Here is a 21,219-nt window from a genome sequence, read left to right on the forward strand (position 1 = left end):
GCTTTGCGCACCATGCCGTTCTCCGCCTCTCTCACCCGCCTTTCGCTTGCCCTTGCCGCCGCCGTGGTCCTGGCCGGACCCGCCGCCGCGCAGGATGCGGCCGCGCCCCCGGTCCTGCCTGCCGCCGAGGACGAGGGCCCGCTGCGGATCGAGATCACGGGCGGGCAAGTCGAGGCGATGCCCATCGCCATCGCGCCCTTCTTCGACGAGGGGGGCGCGGCCGACATGGCTGCCCGCATCCAGGAGGTCGTGACCGCCGACCTGACCGGCACCGACCTGTTCCGCGAAATTCCCGCCTCGGCCCATGTGGCGCGGCCTTCGGGCTTCGACGATCCGGTGGCCTACCCCGACTGGCGCGCGATCAATGCCGAGGCGCTGATCCTGGGCTCGGTGGCGGTTCGCGACGGGCAGGTGACAGCCCGGTTCCGGCTGTTCGACGTCTTCTCTGGCCAGCCGCTGGGCGACGGGATGCAGTTCGACGCCCCCGAGGCCGGATGGCGCCGCGTCGCCCACAAGCTGGCCGACCAGGTTTATGCCCGGATCACGGGCGAGGGGCCGTATTTCGACAGCCGCGTGACCTTTGTGTCGGAAACCGGGCCCAAGGATGCGCGGCTCAAGCGCATCGGGATCATGGACTATGACGGCGCGAACCCGATCTGGGTGACGGACGACAGCGCGCTGGTCGTCTCGCCCCGCTTCTCGCCGGACGGATCGCAGCTTCTGTACACCAGCTTCGGCAACGGGATGCCGCAGGTCATGCTGATGGACGTGGCCACCGTCCAGTCCCGCCCGCTGAAGCAGGAGGCGGGCACCATGAGCTTCGCGCCCCGCTTCTCGCCCGACAGCCGCTGGATCGTTTATTCGCGCGAAAAGGGCGGCAACACCGACATCTGGCAGATGGACGTGGCCACCGGGGCCGAGCGCCCGCTGACGGAAACGGCGGCCATCGAGACCTCGCCCAGCTTTTCCCCCGACGGACGGCAGATCGTCTTTGAAAGCGACCAGTCCGGCACGCAGCAGATCTATGTCATGCCCGCAGACGGCTCGGCCGAGCCCGCGCGGATCAGCTTCGGCGAGGGCAGCTACGGCACCCCTGCCTGGTCGCCCACGAGCGACCTGATCGCCTTCACCAAGCGAAACGGCGACAAGTTCCACATCGGCGTGATGCGGCCTGACGGGACCGAGGAAAAGCTGCTGACGGAATCCTTCCTTGACGAGGGTCCGACCTGGGCCCCCAATGGCCGCGTCGTCATGTTCACGCGCCAGACGCCGGGCGGCGACGGCACCCCGCGCCTGCATTCGGTGGACGTGACCGGCCGGAACATGCGCCCCCTCTCGATCGAGGGTGCCGCCTCCGACCCCGACTGGGGACCGCTTTTGCCATGAGGAGCTTGCCCCCGATGACCGGCCTTCGAATCGCCGTTGCCGCCCTTGTCCTTGCCGGACTTGGCGCCTGCACCCAGGCCCCGCCGCCGGCCGTGGTCACGGACCCCTATGCGGGCAGCCGCTATACCGGCACGCTGCCCGGCGGCAGCCTGCCCGGCGTCACGGCCGAGGATTTCCGCCGCACCGCCGGCGACACCGTGCTGTTCCCCGAAAACGACGCGGCGCTGGACGGCACCGCGCGGGCGACGCTGGTGCGTCAGGCCGAGTGGCTCAAGCGGAACGGCAGCTTCTCCTCGATCGTCGAGGGTCATTCGGACGAACAGGGGACGCGGGAATACAACCTCGCCCTGGGAGCCCGCCGAGCCAGCGCCGTGCAGGAATACCTGATCTCGCAAGGGGTCGAGGCGGGGCGCATCCGCACCAGCTCCTTCGGCAAGGAACGGCCGATCGAGGTCTGCTCGGACCCTGCCTGCCAGGCTCAGAACCGCCGCGCGGTGACTGTGGTCGCACCGGGGGCGGGCGTCTGATGCTGCGCGCATTGCTCCTTGGCGCGGCTCTTGCGCTGGCGGCGCCCGCGCTGGCGCAGGAGGCCGCGCCCCCGGCGGCTGCCGCGCCCTCGGGCCGGACACTGGCCGACCTGCGCGCCGATCTGCGCGCTGTCGGGGCCGAGCTGCGCGCGCTGCGTGCCGAGCTGAACGCCTCGGGCGCCGAGGGCTTCCGCGCGGCAGGCGGCGACAGCGCCATCGACCGCATGAACGCGATGGAGCGCGAGATCACCCGCCTGACCGGCGAAACCGAGCGGCTGAAGCACCGCATCGACGGCGTCGTGCGCGACGGCACCAACCGCATCGGCGACATCGAGTTCCGCCTGTGCGAGATGGAGGAAGGCTGCGACCTGGGCGCACTGACCACACCCACCCTGGGCGAGGCGGATGCGGCCGGGGGAATGCTGCAGCCCTCGCTGGGCGGTCCGGCGCCGGTGGCCCCCGATGCGCCGCTGACCGCCGAGGAAGAGGCCGACCTGGGCCACGCGCGCGAGGCGATGCAGGCGGGCGACTTCACCCGCGCGGCCGAACTGTTCGGCCGCTTCGCCGAAACCCATGCCGGCAGCCCCGCCGCGGCCGAGGCGCTGTTCCTCAAGGGTGCGGCCCTGGACAGCGCAAACGATCCCAAGGGCGCCGCCGCCGCTTGGCTGCAGGCCTTTGCCGCCGAGCCGACCGGCCCGCGTGCGCCCGACACGCTGCTGGGCCTGTCGCGGGTATCAGCAGCGGGGCGCCCGCCGTCGGAGGGTTGCGTCTATCTGGTCGAACTGACCGCGCGCTTTCCCGGCACGCCACAGGCCGAGGAGGCCGCGCGCCGCATGGTCTCGGCCGGCTGCGAGGCGGCGGAGGCCGATGGCGGCTGAGCCGCAGGACGTCCTTTCCACTGAGCTCGATCGGCTCGCGGGCGGCCTGCCTGCGCTGGGCATCGCCGTCTCGGGGGGCAGCGACTCGATCGCGCTGCTGCACATGGCCCATGAATGGGCACGTGCCCGGGGGGTGCGGATCGAGGCCGCCACCGTGGACCATCGCTTGCGGCCCGAAGCCGCCGCCGAGGCGGCGTGGGTCGGGCGGATGGCCGAGGGGTTGGGTCTGCCCCATGCCGTCCTGACCTGGCAGCATGAGGGTGTCGCGGGCAATGTCATGGATGCCGCCCGCCGGGCGCGGATGCACCTGCTGGCAGGCTGGGCCAGGGCGCAGGACCTTCCGGCGGTGGCGCTGGGGCACACGCAGGACGACCAGGCGGAAACCCTGCTGATGCGGCTGGGACGCGGCGCGGGGCTGGACGGGTTGTCGGGCATGGCTCCCTTGCGCCAGCAGCACGGAACGCTTTGGCTGCGGCCGGTGCTGGGGCTGCGGCGGAAGGCCCTGCGGGACTGGCTGACGGGGCGCGGCATCGCATGGGTGGAGGATCCATCGAACGAGGACCGGGCCTACGAGCGTGTCCGCGTCCGTCAGGCGATCGCCGCCCTGAACCTGCCAATCGAGGCCTTGGCCCGCTCGGCCGGGAACCTGGCCGAGGCCCGCACGGCCCTCGCCGAAGCCGCCGTGGCCGCCGCCAAGGGCGCGCAGGCGGATCGCGGTATGCTGCGCCTGCCCCGGCATGTCATGGAAGCAAGCCCCGAGATCAGGCGGCGTCTGGTCGTGGCGGCGCTGCGCTGGATCACGGGCGCCGACTATCCGCCGCGCGGCGCGGATGTCGCGCGGTTGATCGAGGCAATGGCGGCAGGCGGGCAGGGCACGCTGGACGGGGTGATCGCCCGCACGCGCGGCGAAATGGTCGAGTTCATCCGCGAACCCGCCGCCGCCGCCCGGAGCAGCGCCCGGCCGGGGCCGGAAGGTAATCGGGTCAAAGGGAATGCATCCGAGGTCCTCTGGGACCGGCGCTGGCGCCTGACGGGACTGCCCGACGATGCGGTGGTGACCGCCGCCCGAGAAGCCGCGCTGGCCGGACGCGACTGGCGGGCGGCAGGTTTGCCGCGCATGGCGCTGGCCTCCTCGCCCGCCGTGATCCTTGGCGAAAGGGTCATCCTGCCGCTGCTCGACCCCTCGCCTGTCGGCGCCCTGCCGCTGCGCGGAGTTGACGACTTCCTCGCAATCTTGCGAGCGCATTGATACAGGGGGCTCCAGCCCCTATTTTCACGGGGAAAGACTTCCATCCCTCGGAGGACAACGCCCTTGGGCAACGCGCGCAACATCGCCTTCTGGGTGGTCCTGTTCCTGATGATCCTGGCCCTGTTCAACGCCTTCGGCGGCAACAGCGCGCAGATGAACAGCACCCAGATCGCTTATTCCGACTTCATCCAGAGGGTCGAGAACGACCAGGTCACGGCGGCCACCATTGATGGCGAGACCGTCATCGTGACCGGCACCGACGGCCGCCGCTATTCGACCGTCCGCCCCGTGGGCGAGGACCTGGCCGACCGGCTGATCGACAACGGCGTCGAGGTGAAGGTCGAGCGCCAGCAGCAGTCGGGCTTCATGTCCCTGCTGGGCGTCTGGCTGCCCTTCATCCTGCTGATCGGCGTCTGGATCTTCATGATGAACCGGATGCAGGGCGGCGGAAAGGGAGGGGCCATGGGCTTTGGCAAGTCCAAGGCCAAGCTGCTGACGGAAAAGCACGGCCGCGTCACCTTCGACGACGTGGCGGGCATCGACGAGGCCAAGGAGGAGCTTGAGGAGATCGTCGAGTTCCTGCGCAACCCGCAGAAGTTCTCGCGCCTCGGCGGCAAGATCCCCAAGGGGGCGCTGCTGGTCGGCCCTCCGGGCACCGGCAAGACGCTGCTTGCGCGCGCCATCGCGGGCGAGGCGGGCGTGCCCTTCTTCACCATCTCGGGCTCGGACTTCGTCGAGATGTTCGTGGGCGTCGGTGCCAGCCGCGTGCGCGACATGTTCGAGCAGGCCAAGAAATCCGCCCCCTGCATCGTCTTCATCGACGAGATCGACGCGGTGGGCCGCGCCCGGGGCGTCGGCATCGGCGGCGGCAATGACGAACGCGAGCAGACGCTGAACCAGCTTCTGGTGGAAATGGACGGCTTCGAGGCGAATGAGGGCATCATCATCATCGCCGCCACGAACCGCAAGGACGTGCTGGACCCGGCGCTGCTGCGCCCTGGCCGCTTCGACCGCCAGATCCACGTGCCGAACCCCGACATCAAGGGCCGCGAGAAGATCCTGAACGTCCATGCCCGCAAGGTGCCGCAGGGCCCCGACGTGGACCTGCGGATCATCGCGCGCGGCACCCCCGGCTTCTCGGGCGCCGACCTGATGAACCTCGTGAACGAGGCCGCACTGATGGCCGCGCGCATCGGCCGCCGCTTTGTCACGATGGAGGATTTCGAGAACGCCAAGGACAAGGTGATGCTGGGTGTCGAACGCCGCAGCATGGTCCTGACGCCCGAGCAGAAGGAAAAGACCGCCTATCACGAGGCCGGTCACGCCGTCGTCGGGCTGTCCCTGCCGAAGTGCGATCCTGTCTACAAGGCCACGATCATCCCGCGCGGTGGGGCGCTGGGCATGGTGGTCAGCCTGCCCGAGATGGACCGGCTGAACTATCACAAGGACGAGGCCAAGCAGAAGATCGCCATGACCATGGCCGGCAAGGCCGCCGAGATCATCAAGTATGGCGAGGAAGGCGTGTCCAACGGCCCGGCCGGCGACATCCAGCAGGCCTCGGCCTTGGCCCGCGCGATGGTGATGCGCTGGGGCATGTCCGACAAGGTCGGCGCCGTGGATTATGCCGAGGCGCATGAGGGCTATCAGGGCAACACCGGCGGCTTCTCGGTGTCCACCAAGACCAAGGAGCTGATCGAGCAGGAAGTCCGCGACCTGATCGAGGAAGGCTACCAGACCGCCCGCCGCATCCTGCTGGAAAAGGAGCAGGAGTTCGAGCGCCTCGCCAAGGGCCTGCTGGAATACGAGACCCTGACCGGCGAGGAGATCGGCAAGGTCATCCGGGGCGAGCAGCTGGGCGGCGACGACGACACGCCGAGCTCGGCCATCCCGGCGGTGCCGGCCGTGCCGCGCATCCCCCCGGCCAGCAGCGGCCCGGCGCCCGTGCCCACGGCCTGAACCCGTCACGCGACCCGACCCCGGCCCTTCGGCCGGGGTTTCTCGTTTCAGGGCTTGATGCCGACGAAGAAGTCGCGCTTCAGCCCGTTCCAGCCAGCGCCATAAGTCACGATATCGGCAAAGCCGCCGTGCTCGCGCATCTGCGCCAGGCACCATTCGCGGTCGATGCGCAGTCCCAGGCGGTCGCGGTAATGCGCTTCCTCGGTATAGCCCATCTCGAAGAAGAACAGCTTGCGGGTCTTGGCCATCAGGGCCCGCAGCGAGCGATGGACCGCCTCGGCATCATGCTTGTCGAAGAGCCACTGGTAGACGCTGAAGGTCGAGGCGACGTCGTGTTCTGCCATCACTTCGGGCACCCAGGTCAGCGCGTTCTGCACCTGCAGGTCCAGATGCCGGTTGTAGATGTAGCTGTCCGCCACCCGGCCCATCTCGATGTCGTTCGGCGCGACGTCGATGCCCGTGGCGCGCAGGCCGAGGTCCGCCATCCGCTTGCAGAAGAAGCCGCTGTTGCAGCCCACGTCGATGTAGCTTTTCTGCCCCGCGTCCGTCAGGTCGACGTGCTTGCCGACGAACTCGGCCATGATCCCGGCGCGGGTGGCGCTGTCGGCGCGGATCGGCTCGAGGCCGGCGAATTCGGGGAAGTCGCTGTCGATCGGCTGATAGATCTGGACCGAGCCGGCCCCGGGGGCGCTGGCGATCAGGCGCTCGCGCAGGTGGGTGCGGGCCTGTGCCTGCAGCTGCGCCGCGCAGCGGGGGCAGACCGAGATGGTTCCGTCCCCTCCCGGCAGCCGGATGATGGTGGTGGCCTCGCCGTCCGCCATCAGGTCGCAGATCTTGCGGATCCGGGTGACGGTGGCCCCGGCCGCGCGCAGGCGTTCAAGCTGCTGGCCGGAGGGGGTCGAGACGATGATCCGGTGCCCTGCTTCGGACAGGGCGATCCAGTCCTCGGCAAAGTCGTGGCCGAAGCGCTGCGCCTCGTCGAAGACGAAGGTCGAGGGGGCGGTTGTCCGGGCACCGATGAAGGCCCGGATCTCGGGGGCATGGCCCTTGAAGTCCACGCGCGCCTTGCGCCCGTTGCGGGCATTGATCATGTCGAATTTTTCAAGCGCGGGCCGCACCGTGCCACCGTCCAGCGTGGCGATCAGGAAGGATCTCTGCTTGCGCTCGCGCAGGTCGTTGATGATGCGGATGACCTCGGAGGTCTTTCCCGCCCCCGCGGCCCCGGTCAGCACTGTCAGCGTCATGGTTCTGTCATCCGGCTGAGATTGATCGTCAGGAAGGTGACGCATTTCCGTCATGATGCAAGGGCCGTGCTTGCCGGCCTTGCACCGTTCCCGCGCAGAGGGCATGAGGCGGCGCATGACCGATGACCTGATGCATCTGAGCGACATGACCGCCCTGCGGTCCGCCATTGACGCGCTTGACCTGGAGCTTGCGCACCTTCTCGCCCGGCGCTCGCGCATGATCGACCGCGCGGCCCAGATCAAGGCCGGGGCCGGCCTGCCTGCCCGCATCGACGAACGCGTCGAGGAGGTCGCCGCCAAGGCCCGCCGGAACGCCGAGGCGACGGGCTACGACCCCGACCTGGCCGAAGCCTTGTGGCGCCTGATGATGGAGCATTTCATCGCCCAGGAAGCCCGCCAGCTGGGGGAAGCCGATGAGCGCTGACCTGATCGACGGAAAGGCCTTTGCCGCCGCCCTTCGCGGCCGCATCGCCACGGCGGTCGCCGCGATGAAGGCCGATCACGGCGTCACGCCGGGCCTGGCCGTGGTGCTGGTGGGCGAGGACCCCGCCTCGTCGGTCTATGTCCGCAGCAAGGGCAAGGCCACCGTCGAGGTCGGCATGGAAAGCTTCGAGCACCGCCTGCCCCCTGAAACGTCGCAGGACGACCTGCTGGCCCTGATCGCGCAGCTGAACGACGATCCGAAGGTCAACGGCATCCTCGTGCAGCTTCCCCTGCCGAAGCACATGGACGAGGCGGCGGTCATCAACGCCATCGCGCCGGAAAAGGACGTGGACGGCTTCACGGTGCTGAACGCCGGGCGGCTCGCCACGGGGCAGAAAGCGATGGTGCCCTGCACGCCGCTGGGCTGCCTGATGCTGCTGCGGGATCGGCTGGGTTCGCTTGCGGGCAAGGACGCGCTGGTGATCGGGCGGTCGAACATCGTCGGAAAGCCGATGGCGCAGCTTCTGCTGGCCGACAACGCGACCGTGACCGTGGCCCATTCGCGGACGCGCGATCTGCCCGACCTCTGCCGCCGCGCCGATATCGTCGTGGCTGCGGTGGGCCGCGCGCGCTTCGTGCAGGGCGACTGGATCAAGCCGGGCGCGACGGTGATCGACGTGGGCATCAACCGCACCGAGGACGGGCTGGTCGGCGACGTGGACTTCGAATCCGTGCGCCAGGTCGCGGGGGCCGTCACCCCGGTTCCGGGCGGGGTCGGTCCCATGACCATTGCCTGTCTGCTGGCCAACACCCTGACCGCCACGGCGCGGGTGAACGGCCTGCCGGAACCCGAAGGCCTGACACCCTGACGAAAGGGGGCGGCCTTACTGGCCGCCGTATTTCTTTCCGCTGCGGGCGATCAGCCAGTCCATTGCCGCCATCAGCAGGCCCGAGACCACGAAGACGACGTGGATGATGACCAGCCAGCGCAGCTCGCGGTCGCCCAGCGGCGTGATGCCGGGGCGCCCCAGTTCCATGAAGCGCTTGAGCAGGTCGATGGCCGAGATCGCCACGATCGAGGCGATCAGCTTCATCTTCAGCCCCGAGAAATCGACCGTGCCCATCCAGCCCGGCCGCTCGGCGTCCTCGCCCACGTCGAGACGCGAGACGAAGTTCTCGTAGCCCGAGAAGATCACGATCAGCAGCAGGTTCGCCGCCAGCGTCAGGTCGATCAGCGACAGCGCGGCCAGGATCGCCGTTTCCGCCGACATCGTCAGCGCCTGCGGAACATAGTAGAAGGTCTGGCGCAGGAACACCGCCATCATCATTCCCAGCACGGCGACCAGCCCCAGATACATCGGCGCCATAAGCCAGCGCGAGGCGAAGATCAGCCGCTCGAAGGCCTTTTCCATGGGGGTCCCTTTCCCGGTTTTCGCGGGCAGATACGGGCGGGCCTCGCCGGAGGCAAGCCCGCGCCGGGCTTTTCGGCTGGGGCGATCTGGTCTACACCACGCGCAACCCAAAGGTCAGGAGGCCACCGCGCCATGAGATTCTTCGTCGATACCGCCGACATCGCCGCCATCCGCGAACTGCACGAACTGGGCATGGTGGACGGCGTCACGACCAACCCTTCGCTGATCCTCAAGTCGGGCCGCGACATCGCCGAGGTCACGCGCGAGATCTGCGAGATGGTCCCCGGCCCGGTCAGCGCCGAGGTCGTTGCCTCGGATGCGGAAGGCATGATCCGCGAGGGCAAGCACCTGGCGCAGATCGCGCCCAACGTCACCGTCAAGGTGCCGCTGACCTGGGACGGCCTGAAAGCCTGCAAGGCGCTGACGGACGAGGGCCACATGGTCAACGTGACCCTGTGCTTCACGCCCGCGCAGGCGATCCTGGCGGCCAAGGCGGGCGCCACCTTCATCAGCCCCTTCATCGGCCGTCTGGACGACATCGGCCTGGACGGGATGGAGCTGATCGCCGACATCCGCCGCATCTATGACAACTACGGTTACGAGACGAACCTGCTCGCCGCCTCGATCCGGTCGGTGAACCACATCATCGAATGCGCCCGTATCGGCGCGGACGTGATCACGGCGCCGCCCGCCGTCATCAAGGCGATGGCGAACCATGTCCTGACGGACAAGGGGCTGGACCAGTTCAACGCCGACTGGGCCAAGACCGGCCAGAAGATCGGGCTGTGACCGAGGCCCTGGACAGGACGCCCGAGGTCGCGCTGGACCCCGGCACGCGCGACCGGCTGCTGGCCGAGCCGGCGCTGATCCTCGGCGACCGCGAGTTGATGCGGGCGCTGGTGGCCGCGCGCGAGGCGGAACTGGGCGAGAATGTCATCGACATCCGGGGCCGCGCCATGCAGGCGCTGGAGCATCGGCTCGACCGGCTTGAATCGGCGCATGAAAGCGTGATCTCGGCGGCCTATGAAAACCAGGCGGGCACGCAGACGATCCATCGGGCGGTATTGTCGCTGCTTGAGCCGATGGATTTCCCGGGCTTCCTCGAGACGCTGGAAACGGACGTGGCCCCGATCCTGCGGGTCGAGACGCTGAAGCTGGTGATGGAATCGCCCGAGGACGCGGCTCCCTCCGACACGGGGCCACTTGTGGTGCTTCCGGCGGGCAGCATCGGGCGGCTGATCGCGGCGGGCCGCAAGGCCCCGCGCGGCGATGACATCGTGCTGCGCCGTGCCAGCCCCGAGACGCTGGCCGTCCACGGCACCGAGGTCCGGTCCGAGGCGCTGCTGCCTCTGGACCTTGGCCCCGGCCGCAGGCCCGCGCTGCTGGTCATGGGCTCGCGCGACACGGGGCGGTTCTCGCCCGCGCAGGGCACGGACCTTTTGCGCTTCTTCGCGCAGGTCTTCCGGCTGGTCCTGATCGGCTGGCTTCGGGGATGAGCGGGCAGGGTCCGGTGCCGCCCCTGGCGCTGGCCCCGGCCATGTCGGACGCGCTGGCCCGCTGGCTGGACAGCGAACGCGGGACGCGCGGCCGGTCCGAGCATACGATCACCGCCTATCAGGGCGACCTGCTGGCCTTCCTGTCCTTCCTGGGCAGCTATCACGGAACGCCTGCCCTGCCCAAAGCGCTGGCCGCGCTGACCCAGTCCGACCTGCGCGCCTTTGCCGCCGCCGAACGGGCGCGGGGCCTGTCGGCCCGCAGCCTTGCCCGTCGCCTGTCCGCGATCCGCAGCTTCCTGCGCTGGATCAGCGACCGCGAGGGCTTCGACGCCAGCCGCGCCCTGTCGGCCCGCAGCCCCCGTTATCGCCGCAGCCTGCCGCGCCCGATCCCGGTGGAACAGGCGCGCGCCGTCCTCGATCTCGCGGGAGATCGGCATCCGACGCCCTGGATCGCCGCCCGCGACATGGCGGTGCTGACGCTGCTTTACGGGCTGGGCCTGCGCATCGGCGAGGCCCTGGCGCTGAACGGGCGCGACTGGCCGATGGAAGATTCGCTCGTGATCCGCGGCAAGGGCGGGCGCGAGCGGATGGTGCCCGTCCTGCCCGCCGCACGCCAGGCGGTCGCGGGCTACCTGCGGATCTGCCCCTTTCCGCTGACCCCTGACGGGCCGCTGTTCTTCACGATCAAGGGCAAGCGGCTTTATGCAGGCGCCATCGAGGGCGCCATGGCCTCGCTGCGCCAGTCGCTGGGCCTGCCGGAAACCGCGACGCCCCATGCGCTGCGCCACAGCTTCGCCACGCATCTGCTGGCCGCCGGGGGCGACCTGCGCACGATCCAGCAGCTTCTGGGGCACGCGAGCCTGTCCACGACGCAGGTCTATACCGGCGTGGACGACGCGCATCTGCTGGCCGTCCACCGCGCCGCGCATCCGCGGCGCTGAGGGCCTTCACTCGCGGCCCGGGGCATCATCCGGGACGGTGACGATGGGGCTCGTCTCGGCGCCCTTGCCCCAGGTCGCCCATTCGGCGCCCGAGGGGGGCTGCGGCAGTTCCTCGGGCTTCCAGGACAGGTGCATGTGCGCCTTGGCGACGACCAGCCCCGTAATGGGCGAGGTCAGGAAGACGAAGATCGCGATCAGCAACTCGTGCCAGCTGAAATGGCCGTGGTGCAGCCAGAAGAAGGCCATCGAGGCGATCAGGACCGAGCCCACCCCCAGCGTCGCCGCCTTGGTCGGCCCGTGCAGGCGCGTCATCATGTCGGGCAGCCGCACCAGCCCCCAGGCGCCGACAAGGCCGAAGACCCCGCCCGCCACCAGCAGGGCCGCGATCAGGATGTCCGCCAGCGCCATCATTCGATGATGTCCCCGCGCAGGATGAACTTGGCGAAGGCCACGGTGGACACGAAGCCCACCATGGCGAACAGCATCGTCGCCTCGAAATAGAAGCCCGAGCCACGCTGGATGCCGAACAGCGTGATCAGCGCGATCATGTTGATGGTCATGGTGTCCAGCGCCAGCACCCGGTCACTGAATCCGGGCGCGCGGACAACGCGGTAAAGGCACAGAAGCTGCGCCAGCGCGAAGCAGCCGAAGGCGAACCACAGGGCGGCGTCTAGGATGCTCATCGGAAGATCTCCTTCAGGCGGGCCTCGTAGCGGGTCTTGATCTCGTCCACGGTGGCGGTCGGGTCGGGGCAGTGCAGCGCGTGGACCAGCAGGGCGGACCCGTCCTCGGCCAGGTCGCAGCTGACGGTGCCGGGGGTCAGGGTGATGGTGCCCATCAGGACAGCGACAGCCTCGGGCGCGGTCAGCTCCAGCGGGACGACCAGCCAGCAGGGACGCAGATCGGCCTTGGGCATGAACAGCACGATGCGGGCCACGTCGATGTTGGCCTTGACGATGTCATGGATGACGATGCCCAGATAGCCCAGGATGCGGCGCGGGCTGCGCAGGCGGGGACGGCCCGGCCAGTAGGGCTCGGTCACGATCGGGATCACCAGTCCCAGCGCCAGGGCGAAGACCAGCGATCCCCAGGCGAAGCGGTTGACCAGCAGCAGCCAGATCAGCGCGACGGCCAGCGACAGGGCAGGATGGGGCAGGATGCGGCGGATCATTTCACGCCCTCCTGGTCGCGCAGCACGGCTGCGATATAGGGCTCGGGGTCGATCAGCTGGCGCGCGGTCGCGTCGGCATAGCGCATCATCGGCCCGGCAAAGGCGGTCAGCAGCACCATTCCCGCGACCAGCGCCGCCGTGGCGGCCAGCGCAAGCGGCGCCGAAACCGGCGTGGCGTCATGGGGGGGCTCGTCCGGCTCGGCCTGCGGAGACGGGGCGTCCTGCGTCGCATGGGACTTCCAGAAGACCAGCGAGCCCGCCCGCGTCAGCCCGGCGATGGCCAGCAGCGAGGTGACCAGGATGATCGCCCAGATCGCCGCCACCCCTTCGGCGTCGCGCACCGACTGCAGGACCGCGAGCTTGCCCAGGAAGCCCGACAGCGGCGGCAGGCCCGCGATGCCGATGGCCGCCGCGAAGAACAGCGCCGCCACGATCCCCGCCTGCACAATGGGGGGCGCGACCCGCAGCCACTGGCTGCCGCCCTGCCTGCGGGTGGCGATCAGGTCCACGGCCAGGAACAGCGCGGCGGTGGCCAGCGTGGAATGGACCATGTACCAGATCCCCGCCGTCAGCCCCGGCAGGCGGAACTGCGCGACCGCGACCATCAGCGTGCCGACCGAGCCCAGCGCGGCGAATGCCGCCATGCGCCCGAGGTGGCGCGAGCCCAGAACGCCCAGCTGTCCCACGATCAGCGTGACAAGGGCGGCAGGCAGCAGGATGTCGGCGGCGAAACGCTCGATCACGCTGTCGGCCGGGAAGACCAGGGTGAAGAAGCGGATGATCCCGTAGATGCCGACCTTGGTCATGATGGCGAACAGCGCGGCCACCGGCCCGGGCGCGCGCGCATAGGTCGAGGGCAGCCAGAAATGCAGCGGCACCAGCGCGGCCTTGATCGCGAAGACCAGCATCAGCAGCACCGCGCCCACCCGCAGGATCGCCGTGTCGCTTGCGGGCATCTGCGCCACGCGCAGCGCGAGGTCCGCCATGTTCAGCGTGCCGGTCGCGGAATAGATCGTCCCCAGCGCGGCCAGGAACAGCGACGACCCGGCGAGGTTGTAGATGACATACTGGACGCCCGCGCGCAGCCGCAGCTCTCCGCCCGAATGGATCATCAGCCCGTAGGAGGCGATCAGCAGGATCTCGAAGAAGACGAACAGGTTGAAGGCGTCGCCGGTCAGGAAGGCGCCGTTGATCCCCATCAGCTGGAACTGCCACAGCGCGTGGAAATGCCAGCCCCGGCGGTCCCAGCCGGACCCTATGGCGTAAAGCTGGACGGCCAGCCCGACCAGCGCGGCCAGCACCAGCATCAGCGCGGCCAGCCGGTCCAGCATCAGCACGATGCCGAAGGGGGCGGCCCAGTTGCCCAGTCGATAGACCTGCACCTCGCCGCCCAGCGCCTGGACCATCAGCCAGACGCCCAGAGCAAGCTGCGCGGCGGTGGCGGCGGTGCTGAACGCCCGCTGCAGCAGCAGGTCGCGCCGCATTCCCAGAACGATCAGCGGACCCACGAAGGCGGGCAGGACCACCGGGACGACAAGCCAGTGGTTCATGCGCGCGGCCCCCTGCGGTCGCGGCGGGGCAGGTCGATGCGGTCGTCGCCGCCTTCGACGAATGCCCCCAGCGCCATCATCACAACCAGGGCCGTCATCCCGAAGGAGATCACGATGGCCGTCAGCACCAGCGCCTGCGGCAGGGGATCGGTATAGCCCTGCGCCGCCTCGCTCAGGATCGGCGGGCGGTCGATCACCAGCCGTCCGGTCGCGAAAAGGAACAGGTTGGTCGCATAGCTCAGCATCGTCATGCCGAGGACGACGGCGAAGCTGCGCTTGCGCAGGGTCAGGTAGACTCCGGCGGCAGTCAGGCAGCCGATGGCCGAGGCCAGCAGGAACTCCATCTCAGCGGCTCCCTTTCTGCGGGGTGTCGGAAGGGGCGGTTTCCTGTCCGGCCGCACGGGCAATGCGCGACAGCGAGTTCAGCGCCAGCATCACCGCGCCCACGACGGCCAGGAAGACGCCGGTGTCGAAACCCATGGCGGTGGCCCATTCGACCGGATCGACGCCCCACAGGTGGACATAGCCATAGGCCGAGGTCAGGAAGGGCATCCCCGCGAACCAGGCGCCCGCGCCGGTGATGCCGGCGGCCAGCACGCCCAGTCCGATCAGCGCGTGATAGGGGATGTTCTGCCGCGCCATGGCCCAAGCATAGCCCGAGGCCATGTACTGCATGACAAGCGCCACCGACACGACAAGGCCCGCGATGAAGCCGCCGCCCGGCGCGTTGTGCCCGCGCAGGAAGATGTAAAGGCCCACCACCAGCGACAGGGGCATCAGCACCCGCGTCGCCACCACCAGCATCAGCGGGTGGCGGTCGCCCGCGCGGCGCATCTCGCTGATCCAGCCGCGCAGCCGGGCCGAGGCGCGGCCTCCCAGCAGCGCCTGGGTCATGGCGAAGATCGCAAGGCCCGCGATGCCCAGGACGGTGATCTCGCCATAGGTGTCGAAGCCGCGGAAATCGACAAGGATCACGTTGACGACGTTGTCGCCCCCGCCCAGCTTGTAGCTGTTCTCGACCATGTAGCCCGAGATCGAGGGGAAGGCGAAGTCGCGCCGCAGGATGGCATAGGCCAGGATGCCGACGCCCAGCCCCGCCAGCGCCGCGACAAAGGCGTCCGCGCCGCGCTTGACATTGCTGGTGTCCAGCACCGTGCGCTTGGGCAGGAAGTTCAGCGCCAGCAGCATCAGGATGACCGTGACGACCTCGACCGTGATCTGGGTCAGGGCCAGGTCGGGGGCCGAGAAATAGACAAAGGTGCAGGACACGATCAGCCCGACGATGCCGACCAGCACCAGCGCCAGGATGCGGCGGCGGTGCAGGGCGACCATTGTGCCGGTCGCCACCAGCATCAGCACCCAGCCCATCAGCGCCACGGGCGTGACCGGCAGCATGGGCCTCAGGTCCGGGCGGGTGAGGCCGGTGTGCCAAGCCGCGAAGCCGCAGATGACGCAGGTCAGCATCAGCAGCGCCAGCGCCCGCGACATGGACCCGTTGGTGAAGCTGTCGGTGAAGCCGCGCGAGATGCGGGCGACGGCGCGCTCGACGGCGTCAAAGGCGCGCTTGGCGTCGGGCCGGGGCAGGTGGTGGCGCAGCCTGTCCGCCCGGTGCCAGCGCCGCAGCAGCAGGACGCCGCCCCCGATGGCCAGCGCCGACATCGCCAGCGCCGGGGTGAGGCCGTGCCACAGCGCAAAATGCGGATGCTGCGGGGTCTGCGTGACGGCGCTGCCAGCGGCGGCGACCAGCCAGCCCAGCGTCGCGTTCGGGAACAGCCCCGTGACCACGACCAGCCCCACCAGCAGCGCCGGTCCTGCCCAGAGGCCGGGGCCGGGGTCATGGGGCGCGTGCGGATAATCATCGCGCGCCGGTCCCAGGAAGACATGCGCCACCAGCCGCAGCGAATAGGCGACCGAGGCCAGCGCGGCCAGGGTTGCCAGCGCGCCGATGGCCCAGCCCCTGCCCTGGCCGGCCTGGGCCGCGGCCTGTTCAAGCATCATCTCCTTGGACAGGAAGCCGTTGAAGGGCGGGATGCCCGCCATCGACAGCGAGGCGACCAGAATCAGGCCGAAGGTCAGCGGCATCAGGGACCTGAGGCCGCCAAGCTGGCGGATCGAGCGGGTATGCGTCCCGTGGTCGATGATACCCGCGCCCATGAACAGCGCGGCCTTGAAGCTGGCATGGGCCGTGATGTGGAACATGGCGGCGGTGGCGGCGGCTTCGGTGCCGAAGCCCAGCAGCATGGTAATCAGCCCCAGATGGCTGACAGTGGAATAGGCCAGCAGTCCCTTGAGGTCGTCCTGGAACAGCGCGATCAGCGCGCCGACCAGCATGGTGACAAGACCAGCGGTGGCGACGATCCCGAACCATTCGGGCGTGCCCGACAGCGCAGGCCACAGCCGCGCCATCAGGAAGATTCCCGCCTTCACCATCGTGGCCGAGTGCAGGTAGGCGCTGACCGGAGTCGGCGCGGCCATCGCCCGCGGCAGCCAGAAATGGAACGGGAACTGCGCCGACTTGGTGAAGGCCCCCAGCAGGATCAGCAGCAGCGCCGGAAGGTAGAGATCCGAGCCCTGGACGGCCTCGCGCTGGGCGATGATCTCGGACAGGCGATAGGACCCCGCGACCTGCCCCAGCATCAGGCAGCCCGCGATCATGGCCAGTCCGCCCAGCGCGGTCACGGTCAACGCCATGCGCGCGCCCTGCCGCCCCTCGGGCAGGTGCTTCCAGAAGCCGATCAGCAGGAATGACGAGAGTGATGTCAGTTCCCAGAAGACCAGCATCATCAGAATGTTGTCCGACAGCACGATGCCCGTCATCGCGCCCTGGAACAGCATCAGGTAGGTGAAGAAGGGACCCGCCGCGTCCTTCTCGGACAGGTAGAAGCGGGCATAAAGGATGATCAGCAGCCCAATCCCGAGGATCAGGATCCCGAACAGCAGCCCAAGGCCGTCCAGCATGAAATCCGCGTTCAGCCCGATCTGGGGCATCCAGGGCAGGCGCGTGGAGACAATCCCGCCTGCCAGCACGGTCGGGATGTGCAGCAGCAATCCCAGAAGCGCGACGGCAGTGACGGCAGCGCAGGCGATGGCGGCAGAACTGCGGCCCGAGCGGACCATGAGGCTGGGCAGCAGGGCACCCAGGAACGGAAGAACGGCGATCAGGGCTGGGGACATGGGCTCCTCAGATTTGAGGGGGTGTCCCAAGTGGGCCGCCGGCTGTCAAGCAATTGACGAAACCGGCTTTGCGATGTTCGCGCTTCGTGCTAGCCCTTGGGAAAACAGGGCCGAAGGGACGGGCATGAAGGTTCTGGGCATCGATCCCGGCCTGGTGAACATGGGCTGGGGGATCATCGTCGCGGACGGCTCGCGCCTGCGGCACGTGGCGAACGGGATCATCCGGTCCAACAGCGAAAGCCTCGCCGCGCGGCTGTGCGATCTGCACCGGGGGCTGGTCGCGGTGATCGCCGCGCATCAGCCGGATGCCGCGGCGGTGGAACAGACCTTTGTCAACAAGGATGCGGTCGGCACGCTGAAGCTGGGGCAGGCGCGCGGGGTCGCGCTGCTGGCGCCCGCACAGGCGGGGATCGCCGTCGGGGAATATGCCCCCAACGCCGTCAAGAAGGCCATCGTCGGCGTCGGCCACGCGCAGAAGCAGCAGGTCGAGCACATGGTCCGCTTCCAGTTGCCCGGCGTGGAACTGGCAGGCCCGGACGCGGCGGACGCGCTGGCCATCGCCATCTGCCACGCGCGCCACCTGCAAAGCCGCAGCCTGCGCATCAAGGTCGTCGCATGATCGGGCGCATCGCCGGGTTGATCCTGCACCGTGCCGCCGACCACGTGCTGATCGACGTGCGGGGCGTCGGCTACATCGTCCATGTGAGCGAGCGCACAGCCGCCAGCCTGCCCCCCGTGGGCCAGGCGGCGGCGCTTTATACCGACCTGCTGGTGCGCGAGGACCTGCTGCAGCTTTTCGGCTTTCCGACGCTGCTGGAAAAGGAATGGCACCGGCTGCTGACCTCGGTGCAGGGAATCGGGGCGAAGGCGTCGCTCGCGATCCTGGGGACACTGGGGCCCGAGGGCCTGGGCCGCGCCATCGCGCTGGGCGACTGGGCGGCGGTGCGGCGTGCCCCAGGCGTGGGGCCGAAGCTGGCGCAAAGGGTGGTGCTGGAACTGAAGGACAAGGCGCCGGGGATCATCGCCATGGGCGGGGCGCTGACGGTGGACGCGGGCGCGGTCCTGGATGCGGACGAGCCGGGCATCGAACCCGGCGTGCCCGCCGCCGCTCCGGCGCCCGCCCCTGCGAAGGCGCCCAGCTCTGCGGCGGCGTCCGCCGATGCGCTCTCGGCGCTGACGAACCTGGGCTACGGTCCATCCGAGGCGGCGACGGCCGTGGCCGAGGCCTCGGCCCGGGAACCCGGCGCCGGCACGGCCGCGTTGATCCGCGCGGCGCTCAAGTCACTGGCGCCCAAGGAATAAGGGGGCTTCGGCGATGCACGGGAATACGCGCACCTTCCTCCTCATGGCGGCAATGACGGCGCTGCTGATGGGAATGGGCTGGCTGATCGGCGGGCAGGGTGGAGCAATCCTTGCGCTGGTCGTCGCCGGGGTGGGCAACATCTGGGCCTGGTGGAACAGCGACAAGGCGGTGCTTCGCCAGCATGGCGCCATGCCGGTGACCGAGGCCGAGGCACCCGACCTCGTGCGCATGGTCCGGCAGCTGGCCGACCGCGCGGGGCTGCCGATGCCCGCCGTCTATGTGCTGGCGACCGAGCAGCCCAATGCCTTTGCCACCGGGCGCAATCCCGAGAACTCGGCCGTGGCGGTGACGCAGGGACTGCTGCGGATCCTCACCCGTGACGAACTCGCGGGCGTGATCGCGCATGAACTGGCCCATATCAGGCACCGTGACACCCTGACGATGACCGTAACCGCCACCATGGCGGGCGCCATCGCGATGCTGGGCAACATCATGCTGTTCACGGGCGACCGGGACCGGCCCGGCGGGGCACTGGGAGGCATCCTCGCCATGATCCTCGCGCCCCTGGCGGCGATGCTGGTGCAGATGGCGATCTCGCGGTCGCGGGAGTATGTGGCGGACCGCTCGGGGGCCGAGATCTGCGGCAATCCGATGGCGCTGGCATCGGCGCTGGCCAAGATCGCCAATGCGGCGGGGCGCACGGTCAATATCCCGGCGGAGCGCAACCCGGCCTCGGCGTCCATGTTCATCATCAACCCGCTGGGGGCGCTGCGGATGGATCAGCTCTTTTCGACCCACCCTTCGACGCAGGAACGCATCGACCTGCTGGCGCGGATGCAGGTGGCGCCCGCGGCCTCGCCCGTCACCCGCAGCTCGGTCCCGCCGGTGCGCCGCGGATGACGCCCGACCCGACCCTGCGCGGCGAGCGGATGGAAGGCGAGGCCGAGGACCGCGCCCTTCGCCCACAGAAGCTGGAGGAATTCATCGGCCAGGCCGAGGCCCGCGCCAACCTGCGCGTCTTCATCGACAGCGCGCGGATGCGGGGGCAGGCGATGGATCACACGCTGTTCCATGGGCCTCCGGGCCTCGGCAAGACGACGCTCGCGCAGATCATGGCGCGGGAACTGGGGGTGAACTTCAAGATGACCTCGGGGCCGGTGCTGGCGCGGGCGGGGGACCTCGCCGCGATCCTGACGAACCTCGAGGCGCGCGACGTCCTGTTCATCGACGAGATCCACCGGATGAACCCGGCGGTCGAGGAAGTCCTGTATCCAGCGATGGAGGATTTCGAACTGGACCTTGTGATCGGCGAGGGACCGGCCGCGCGCACCGTGCGGATCGAGCTTCAGCCCTTCACGCTGGTGGGCGCCACGACCCGGCTGGGCCTGCTGACGACGCCCTTGCGCGACCGCTTCGGCATTCCCACGCGGCTGCAGTTCTATACGGTCGATGAACTGGACCTGATCGTCGCCCGGGGCGCCCGGCTGATGGGCATCAAGGCCGAGCCTGATGGCACGCAGGAAATCGCCCGCCGCGCCCGCGGCACCCCCCGCATCGCGGGCCGCCTGCTGCGCCGGGTGGTGGACTTCGCGCTGGTGGAAGGCGACGGGCGGCTGACGCGGGAACTCGCTGACATGGCCCTGACGCGGCTGGGGGTGGACGACCTCGGGCTCGACTCGGCCGACCGGCGCTATCTGACGCTGATGGCCGAGCATTACGGCGGCGGCCCGGTCGGGGTCGAGACGCTGTCGGCCGCGCTGTCGGAAAGCCGCGACGCCATCGAGGAGGTGATCGAGCCCTACCTGCTGCAGCAGGGCTTGATCATGCGCACGCCCCGTGGCCGGATGCTGGGGCAACTCGGGTGGCGGCACCTGGGGCTGGATATGCCCAAGGCCGCGCAGGCAGGATTGTTCGATGAATGACGTGGAAGCGCGGCTGCGGGGCAGCTTTGCGAAGCAGACGATGATGCAGACGCTGGGGGCGGAGCTCGAGGAGGCCGCCGAGGGCCGCACCCGCATCGCCGCCCCCATCGCGGACCATGTGCTGCAGCAGCAAGGCTTTGCCCATGCCGCGCTGGCCTTCGCCATAGGCGACTCGGCGGCCGGCTATGCGGCGCTGTCCGTCCTGCCAGAAGGGGCCGAGGTCGTCACGGTCGAGATGAAGATCAACCTGCTGTCCCCTGCCGTGGGCGACCGCCTCGTGGCCGAGGGCCGCGTGATCCGCCCCGGCCGCCGCATCGTCGCGGTGGCGTCTGACGTGTTCGCGGAAGGCGAGAAGGGCCGCAAGCACGTCGCCACCCTGCTGGGCACCATGGTCCCGGTCGAACCATGAGCGACTGGCCCCTGATCCTGCGCTTTGCCGTGACCGCGATCGTCTTCGCCCTGACGATCTGGGCCTTCAGCACCGGACAGATGCTGCTGGCCGTGATTGGCGTCGGTGCCTGCGCCTTCGTGTTCAAGCGCTTCTTCCTGTCGGACATCTGACGCCTCGGGGACCTCGCCCCTGACAG

General features: G+C 69.3%; 24 protein-coding genes. 16 read left to right on the forward strand and 8 right to left on the reverse strand.

What is annotated here, in order from left to right; translation table 11 throughout:
* The first annotated feature begins 12 nt into the window (after positions 1 to 12).
* From tolB to ftsH, 5 genes are all read left to right on the forward strand, one after another.
* Complete coding sequence (gene tolB / locus ACFFII_RS08925; RefSeq protein ID WP_377698537.1) at positions 13 to 1,386, forward strand: Tol-Pal system beta propeller repeat protein TolB; 1,374 nt, start codon at positions 13 to 15, stop codon at positions 1,384 to 1,386.
* A 14-nt stretch (positions 1,387 to 1,400) separates the two neighbouring features.
* Positions 1,401 to 1,913, forward strand: coding sequence for an OmpA family protein (locus ACFFII_RS08930; RefSeq protein WP_377698538.1), 513 nt, complete (start codon positions 1,401 to 1,403; stop codon positions 1,911 to 1,913).
* Complete coding sequence (locus tag ACFFII_RS08935) at positions 1,913 to 2,791, forward strand: tetratricopeptide repeat protein (protein WP_377698539.1); 879 nt, start codon at positions 1,913 to 1,915, stop codon at positions 2,789 to 2,791. The genes ACFFII_RS08930 and ACFFII_RS08935 overlap by 1 nt, the downstream gene beginning before the upstream one ends.
* Complete coding sequence (tilS, locus tag ACFFII_RS08940) at positions 2,781 to 4,040, forward strand: tRNA lysidine(34) synthetase TilS (RefSeq protein WP_377698541.1); 1,260 nt, start codon at positions 2,781 to 2,783, stop codon at positions 4,038 to 4,040. The genes ACFFII_RS08935 and tilS overlap by 11 nt, the downstream gene beginning before the upstream one ends.
* 63 nt (positions 4,041 to 4,103) lie before the next feature.
* Positions 4,104 to 5,996, forward strand: coding sequence for an ATP-dependent zinc metalloprotease FtsH (gene ftsH / locus ACFFII_RS08945; RefSeq protein WP_377698542.1), 1,893 nt, complete (start codon positions 4,104 to 4,106; stop codon positions 5,994 to 5,996).
* Positions 5,997 to 6,043: 47 nt separating this feature from the next.
* Here the strand turns inward: ftsH and ACFFII_RS08950 are convergent, their stop codons facing one another.
* Positions 6,044 to 7,240, reverse strand: coding sequence for a methyltransferase domain-containing protein (locus ACFFII_RS08950; protein WP_377698543.1), 1,197 nt, complete (start codon positions 7,238 to 7,240; stop codon positions 6,044 to 6,046).
* 115 nt (positions 7,241 to 7,355) lie between these two features.
* Here ACFFII_RS08950 and ACFFII_RS08955 point away from each other — a divergent pair, with 115 nt between their 5' ends.
* Both ACFFII_RS08955 and folD read left to right on the forward strand, forming a co-directional pair.
* Entirely contained in the window at positions 7,356 to 7,664 is a 309-nt protein-coding gene (locus tag ACFFII_RS08955; RefSeq protein WP_377698544.1) for a chorismate mutase, read from the forward strand.
* The gene (gene folD / locus ACFFII_RS08960) at positions 7,654 to 8,532 is read left to right on the forward strand and encodes a bifunctional methylenetetrahydrofolate dehydrogenase/methenyltetrahydrofolate cyclohydrolase FolD (protein ID WP_377698545.1); all 879 of its coding nucleotides are present in this window, start codon (positions 7,654 to 7,656) and stop codon (positions 8,530 to 8,532) included. Before ACFFII_RS08955 ends, folD begins: the two co-directional genes overlap by 11 nt.
* Before the next feature lie 15 nt (positions 8,533 to 8,547).
* Here the strand turns inward: folD and ACFFII_RS08965 are convergent, their stop codons facing one another.
* The gene (locus tag ACFFII_RS08965) at positions 8,548 to 9,075 is read right to left on the reverse strand and encodes a TIGR00645 family protein (protein WP_377698546.1); all 528 of its coding nucleotides are present in this window, start codon (positions 9,073 to 9,075) and stop codon (positions 8,548 to 8,550) included.
* Between the two features lie 132 nt (positions 9,076 to 9,207).
* Here ACFFII_RS08965 and fsa point away from each other — a divergent pair, with 132 nt between their 5' ends.
* From fsa to ACFFII_RS08980, 3 genes are read left to right on the forward strand one after another with little or no spacing between them, the layout of a single operon-like run.
* Positions 9,208 to 9,864 carry a fructose-6-phosphate aldolase gene (gene fsa, locus ACFFII_RS08970; protein ID WP_377698547.1) on the forward strand — a complete coding sequence of 219 codons (657 nt, stop codon included), beginning with the start codon at positions 9,208 to 9,210 and terminating at the stop codon, positions 9,862 to 9,864.
* Positions 9,861 to 10,571, forward strand: a complete 711-nt coding sequence (locus ACFFII_RS08975; RefSeq protein ID WP_377698548.1) for a DUF484 family protein — start codon at positions 9,861 to 9,863, stop codon at positions 10,569 to 10,571. The genes fsa and ACFFII_RS08975 overlap by 4 nt, the downstream gene beginning before the upstream one ends.
* Positions 10,568 to 11,512 (forward strand): tyrosine recombinase XerC, encoded by a 945-nt coding sequence (locus tag ACFFII_RS08980; protein ID WP_377698550.1) that lies wholly within the window; start codon positions 10,568 to 10,570, stop codon positions 11,510 to 11,512. The genes ACFFII_RS08975 and ACFFII_RS08980 overlap by 4 nt, the downstream gene beginning before the upstream one ends.
* A 6-nt stretch (positions 11,513 to 11,518) precedes the next feature.
* On the opposite strand, the gene ACFFII_RS08985 is transcribed toward ACFFII_RS08980, so the two are convergent.
* Genes ACFFII_RS08985 through ACFFII_RS09010 form a run of 6 tightly spaced genes read right to left on the reverse strand, consistent with a single transcriptional unit; the run spans position 11,519 to position 17,407 of the window.
* On the reverse strand, positions 11,519 to 11,923 hold the full coding sequence (locus tag ACFFII_RS08985) for a Na+/H+ antiporter subunit G (RefSeq protein WP_377698551.1): 405 nt from the start codon (positions 11,921 to 11,923) through the stop codon (positions 11,519 to 11,521).
* Positions 11,920 to 12,189, reverse strand: coding sequence for a K+/H+ antiporter subunit F (locus ACFFII_RS08990; RefSeq protein WP_377698795.1), 270 nt, complete (start codon positions 12,187 to 12,189; stop codon positions 11,920 to 11,922). The genes ACFFII_RS08985 and ACFFII_RS08990 overlap by 4 nt, the downstream gene beginning before the upstream one ends.
* A gap of 2 nt (positions 12,190 to 12,191) precedes the next feature.
* Positions 12,192 to 12,683 (reverse strand): Na+/H+ antiporter subunit E, encoded by a 492-nt coding sequence (locus ACFFII_RS08995; protein ID WP_377698552.1) that lies wholly within the window; start codon positions 12,681 to 12,683, stop codon positions 12,192 to 12,194.
* Positions 12,680 to 14,233 carry a monovalent cation/H+ antiporter subunit D gene (locus ACFFII_RS09000; RefSeq protein ID WP_377698553.1) on the reverse strand — a complete coding sequence of 518 codons (1,554 nt, stop codon included), beginning with the start codon at positions 14,231 to 14,233 and terminating at the stop codon, positions 12,680 to 12,682. The genes ACFFII_RS08995 and ACFFII_RS09000 overlap by 4 nt, the downstream gene beginning before the upstream one ends.
* Positions 14,230 to 14,577: a Na+/H+ antiporter subunit C gene (locus ACFFII_RS09005; protein WP_090751871.1), complete on the reverse strand. Its 348-nt coding sequence runs from the start codon at positions 14,575 to 14,577 to the stop codon at positions 14,230 to 14,232. Before ACFFII_RS09005 ends, ACFFII_RS09000 begins: the two co-directional genes overlap by 4 nt.
* A 1-nt stretch (position 14,578) precedes the next feature.
* Positions 14,579 to 17,407, reverse strand: coding sequence for a monovalent cation/H+ antiporter subunit A (locus ACFFII_RS09010; protein WP_377698554.1), 2,829 nt, complete (start codon positions 17,405 to 17,407; stop codon positions 14,579 to 14,581).
* Between the two features lie 124 nt (positions 17,408 to 17,531).
* Here ACFFII_RS09010 and ruvC point away from each other — a divergent pair, with 124 nt between their 5' ends.
* The 6 genes from ruvC to ACFFII_RS09040 are packed head-to-tail and all read left to right on the forward strand — an operon-like array spanning position 17,532 to position 21,193.
* Complete coding sequence (gene ruvC / locus ACFFII_RS09015; RefSeq protein ID WP_377698555.1) at positions 17,532 to 18,026, forward strand: crossover junction endodeoxyribonuclease RuvC; 495 nt, start codon at positions 17,532 to 17,534, stop codon at positions 18,024 to 18,026.
* Positions 18,023 to 18,709 carry a Holliday junction branch migration protein RuvA gene (ruvA, locus tag ACFFII_RS09020; RefSeq protein WP_377698556.1) on the forward strand — a complete coding sequence of 229 codons (687 nt, stop codon included), beginning with the start codon at positions 18,023 to 18,025 and terminating at the stop codon, positions 18,707 to 18,709. Before ruvC ends, ruvA begins: the two co-directional genes overlap by 4 nt.
* A gap of 13 nt (positions 18,710 to 18,722) precedes the next feature.
* Positions 18,723 to 19,610 (forward strand): zinc metalloprotease HtpX, encoded by an 888-nt coding sequence (gene htpX / locus ACFFII_RS09025; protein ID WP_377698557.1) that lies wholly within the window; start codon positions 18,723 to 18,725, stop codon positions 19,608 to 19,610.
* Positions 19,607 to 20,632 carry a Holliday junction branch migration DNA helicase RuvB gene (ruvB, locus tag ACFFII_RS09030; RefSeq protein ID WP_377698558.1) on the forward strand — a complete coding sequence of 342 codons (1,026 nt, stop codon included), beginning with the start codon at positions 19,607 to 19,609 and terminating at the stop codon, positions 20,630 to 20,632. Before htpX ends, ruvB begins: the two co-directional genes overlap by 4 nt.
* A complete protein-coding gene (locus tag ACFFII_RS09035; RefSeq protein ID WP_377698559.1) occupies positions 20,625 to 21,041 on the forward strand; it encodes a PaaI family thioesterase in 417 nt (138 codons plus the stop codon). The genes ruvB and ACFFII_RS09035 overlap by 8 nt, the downstream gene beginning before the upstream one ends.
* Positions 21,038 to 21,193 (forward strand): hypothetical protein, encoded by a 156-nt coding sequence (locus ACFFII_RS09040; protein WP_377698560.1) that lies wholly within the window; start codon positions 21,038 to 21,040, stop codon positions 21,191 to 21,193. Before ACFFII_RS09035 ends, ACFFII_RS09040 begins: the two co-directional genes overlap by 4 nt.
* The last annotated feature ends 26 nt before the right edge of the window (positions 21,194 to 21,219 follow it).

Origin of the sequence: Paracoccus niistensis (assembly GCF_042432925.1) — a bacterium.
In the GTDB taxonomy this organism is placed as follows: Bacteria; Pseudomonadota; Alphaproteobacteria; order Rhodobacterales; family Rhodobacteraceae; genus Paracoccus; species Paracoccus niistensis.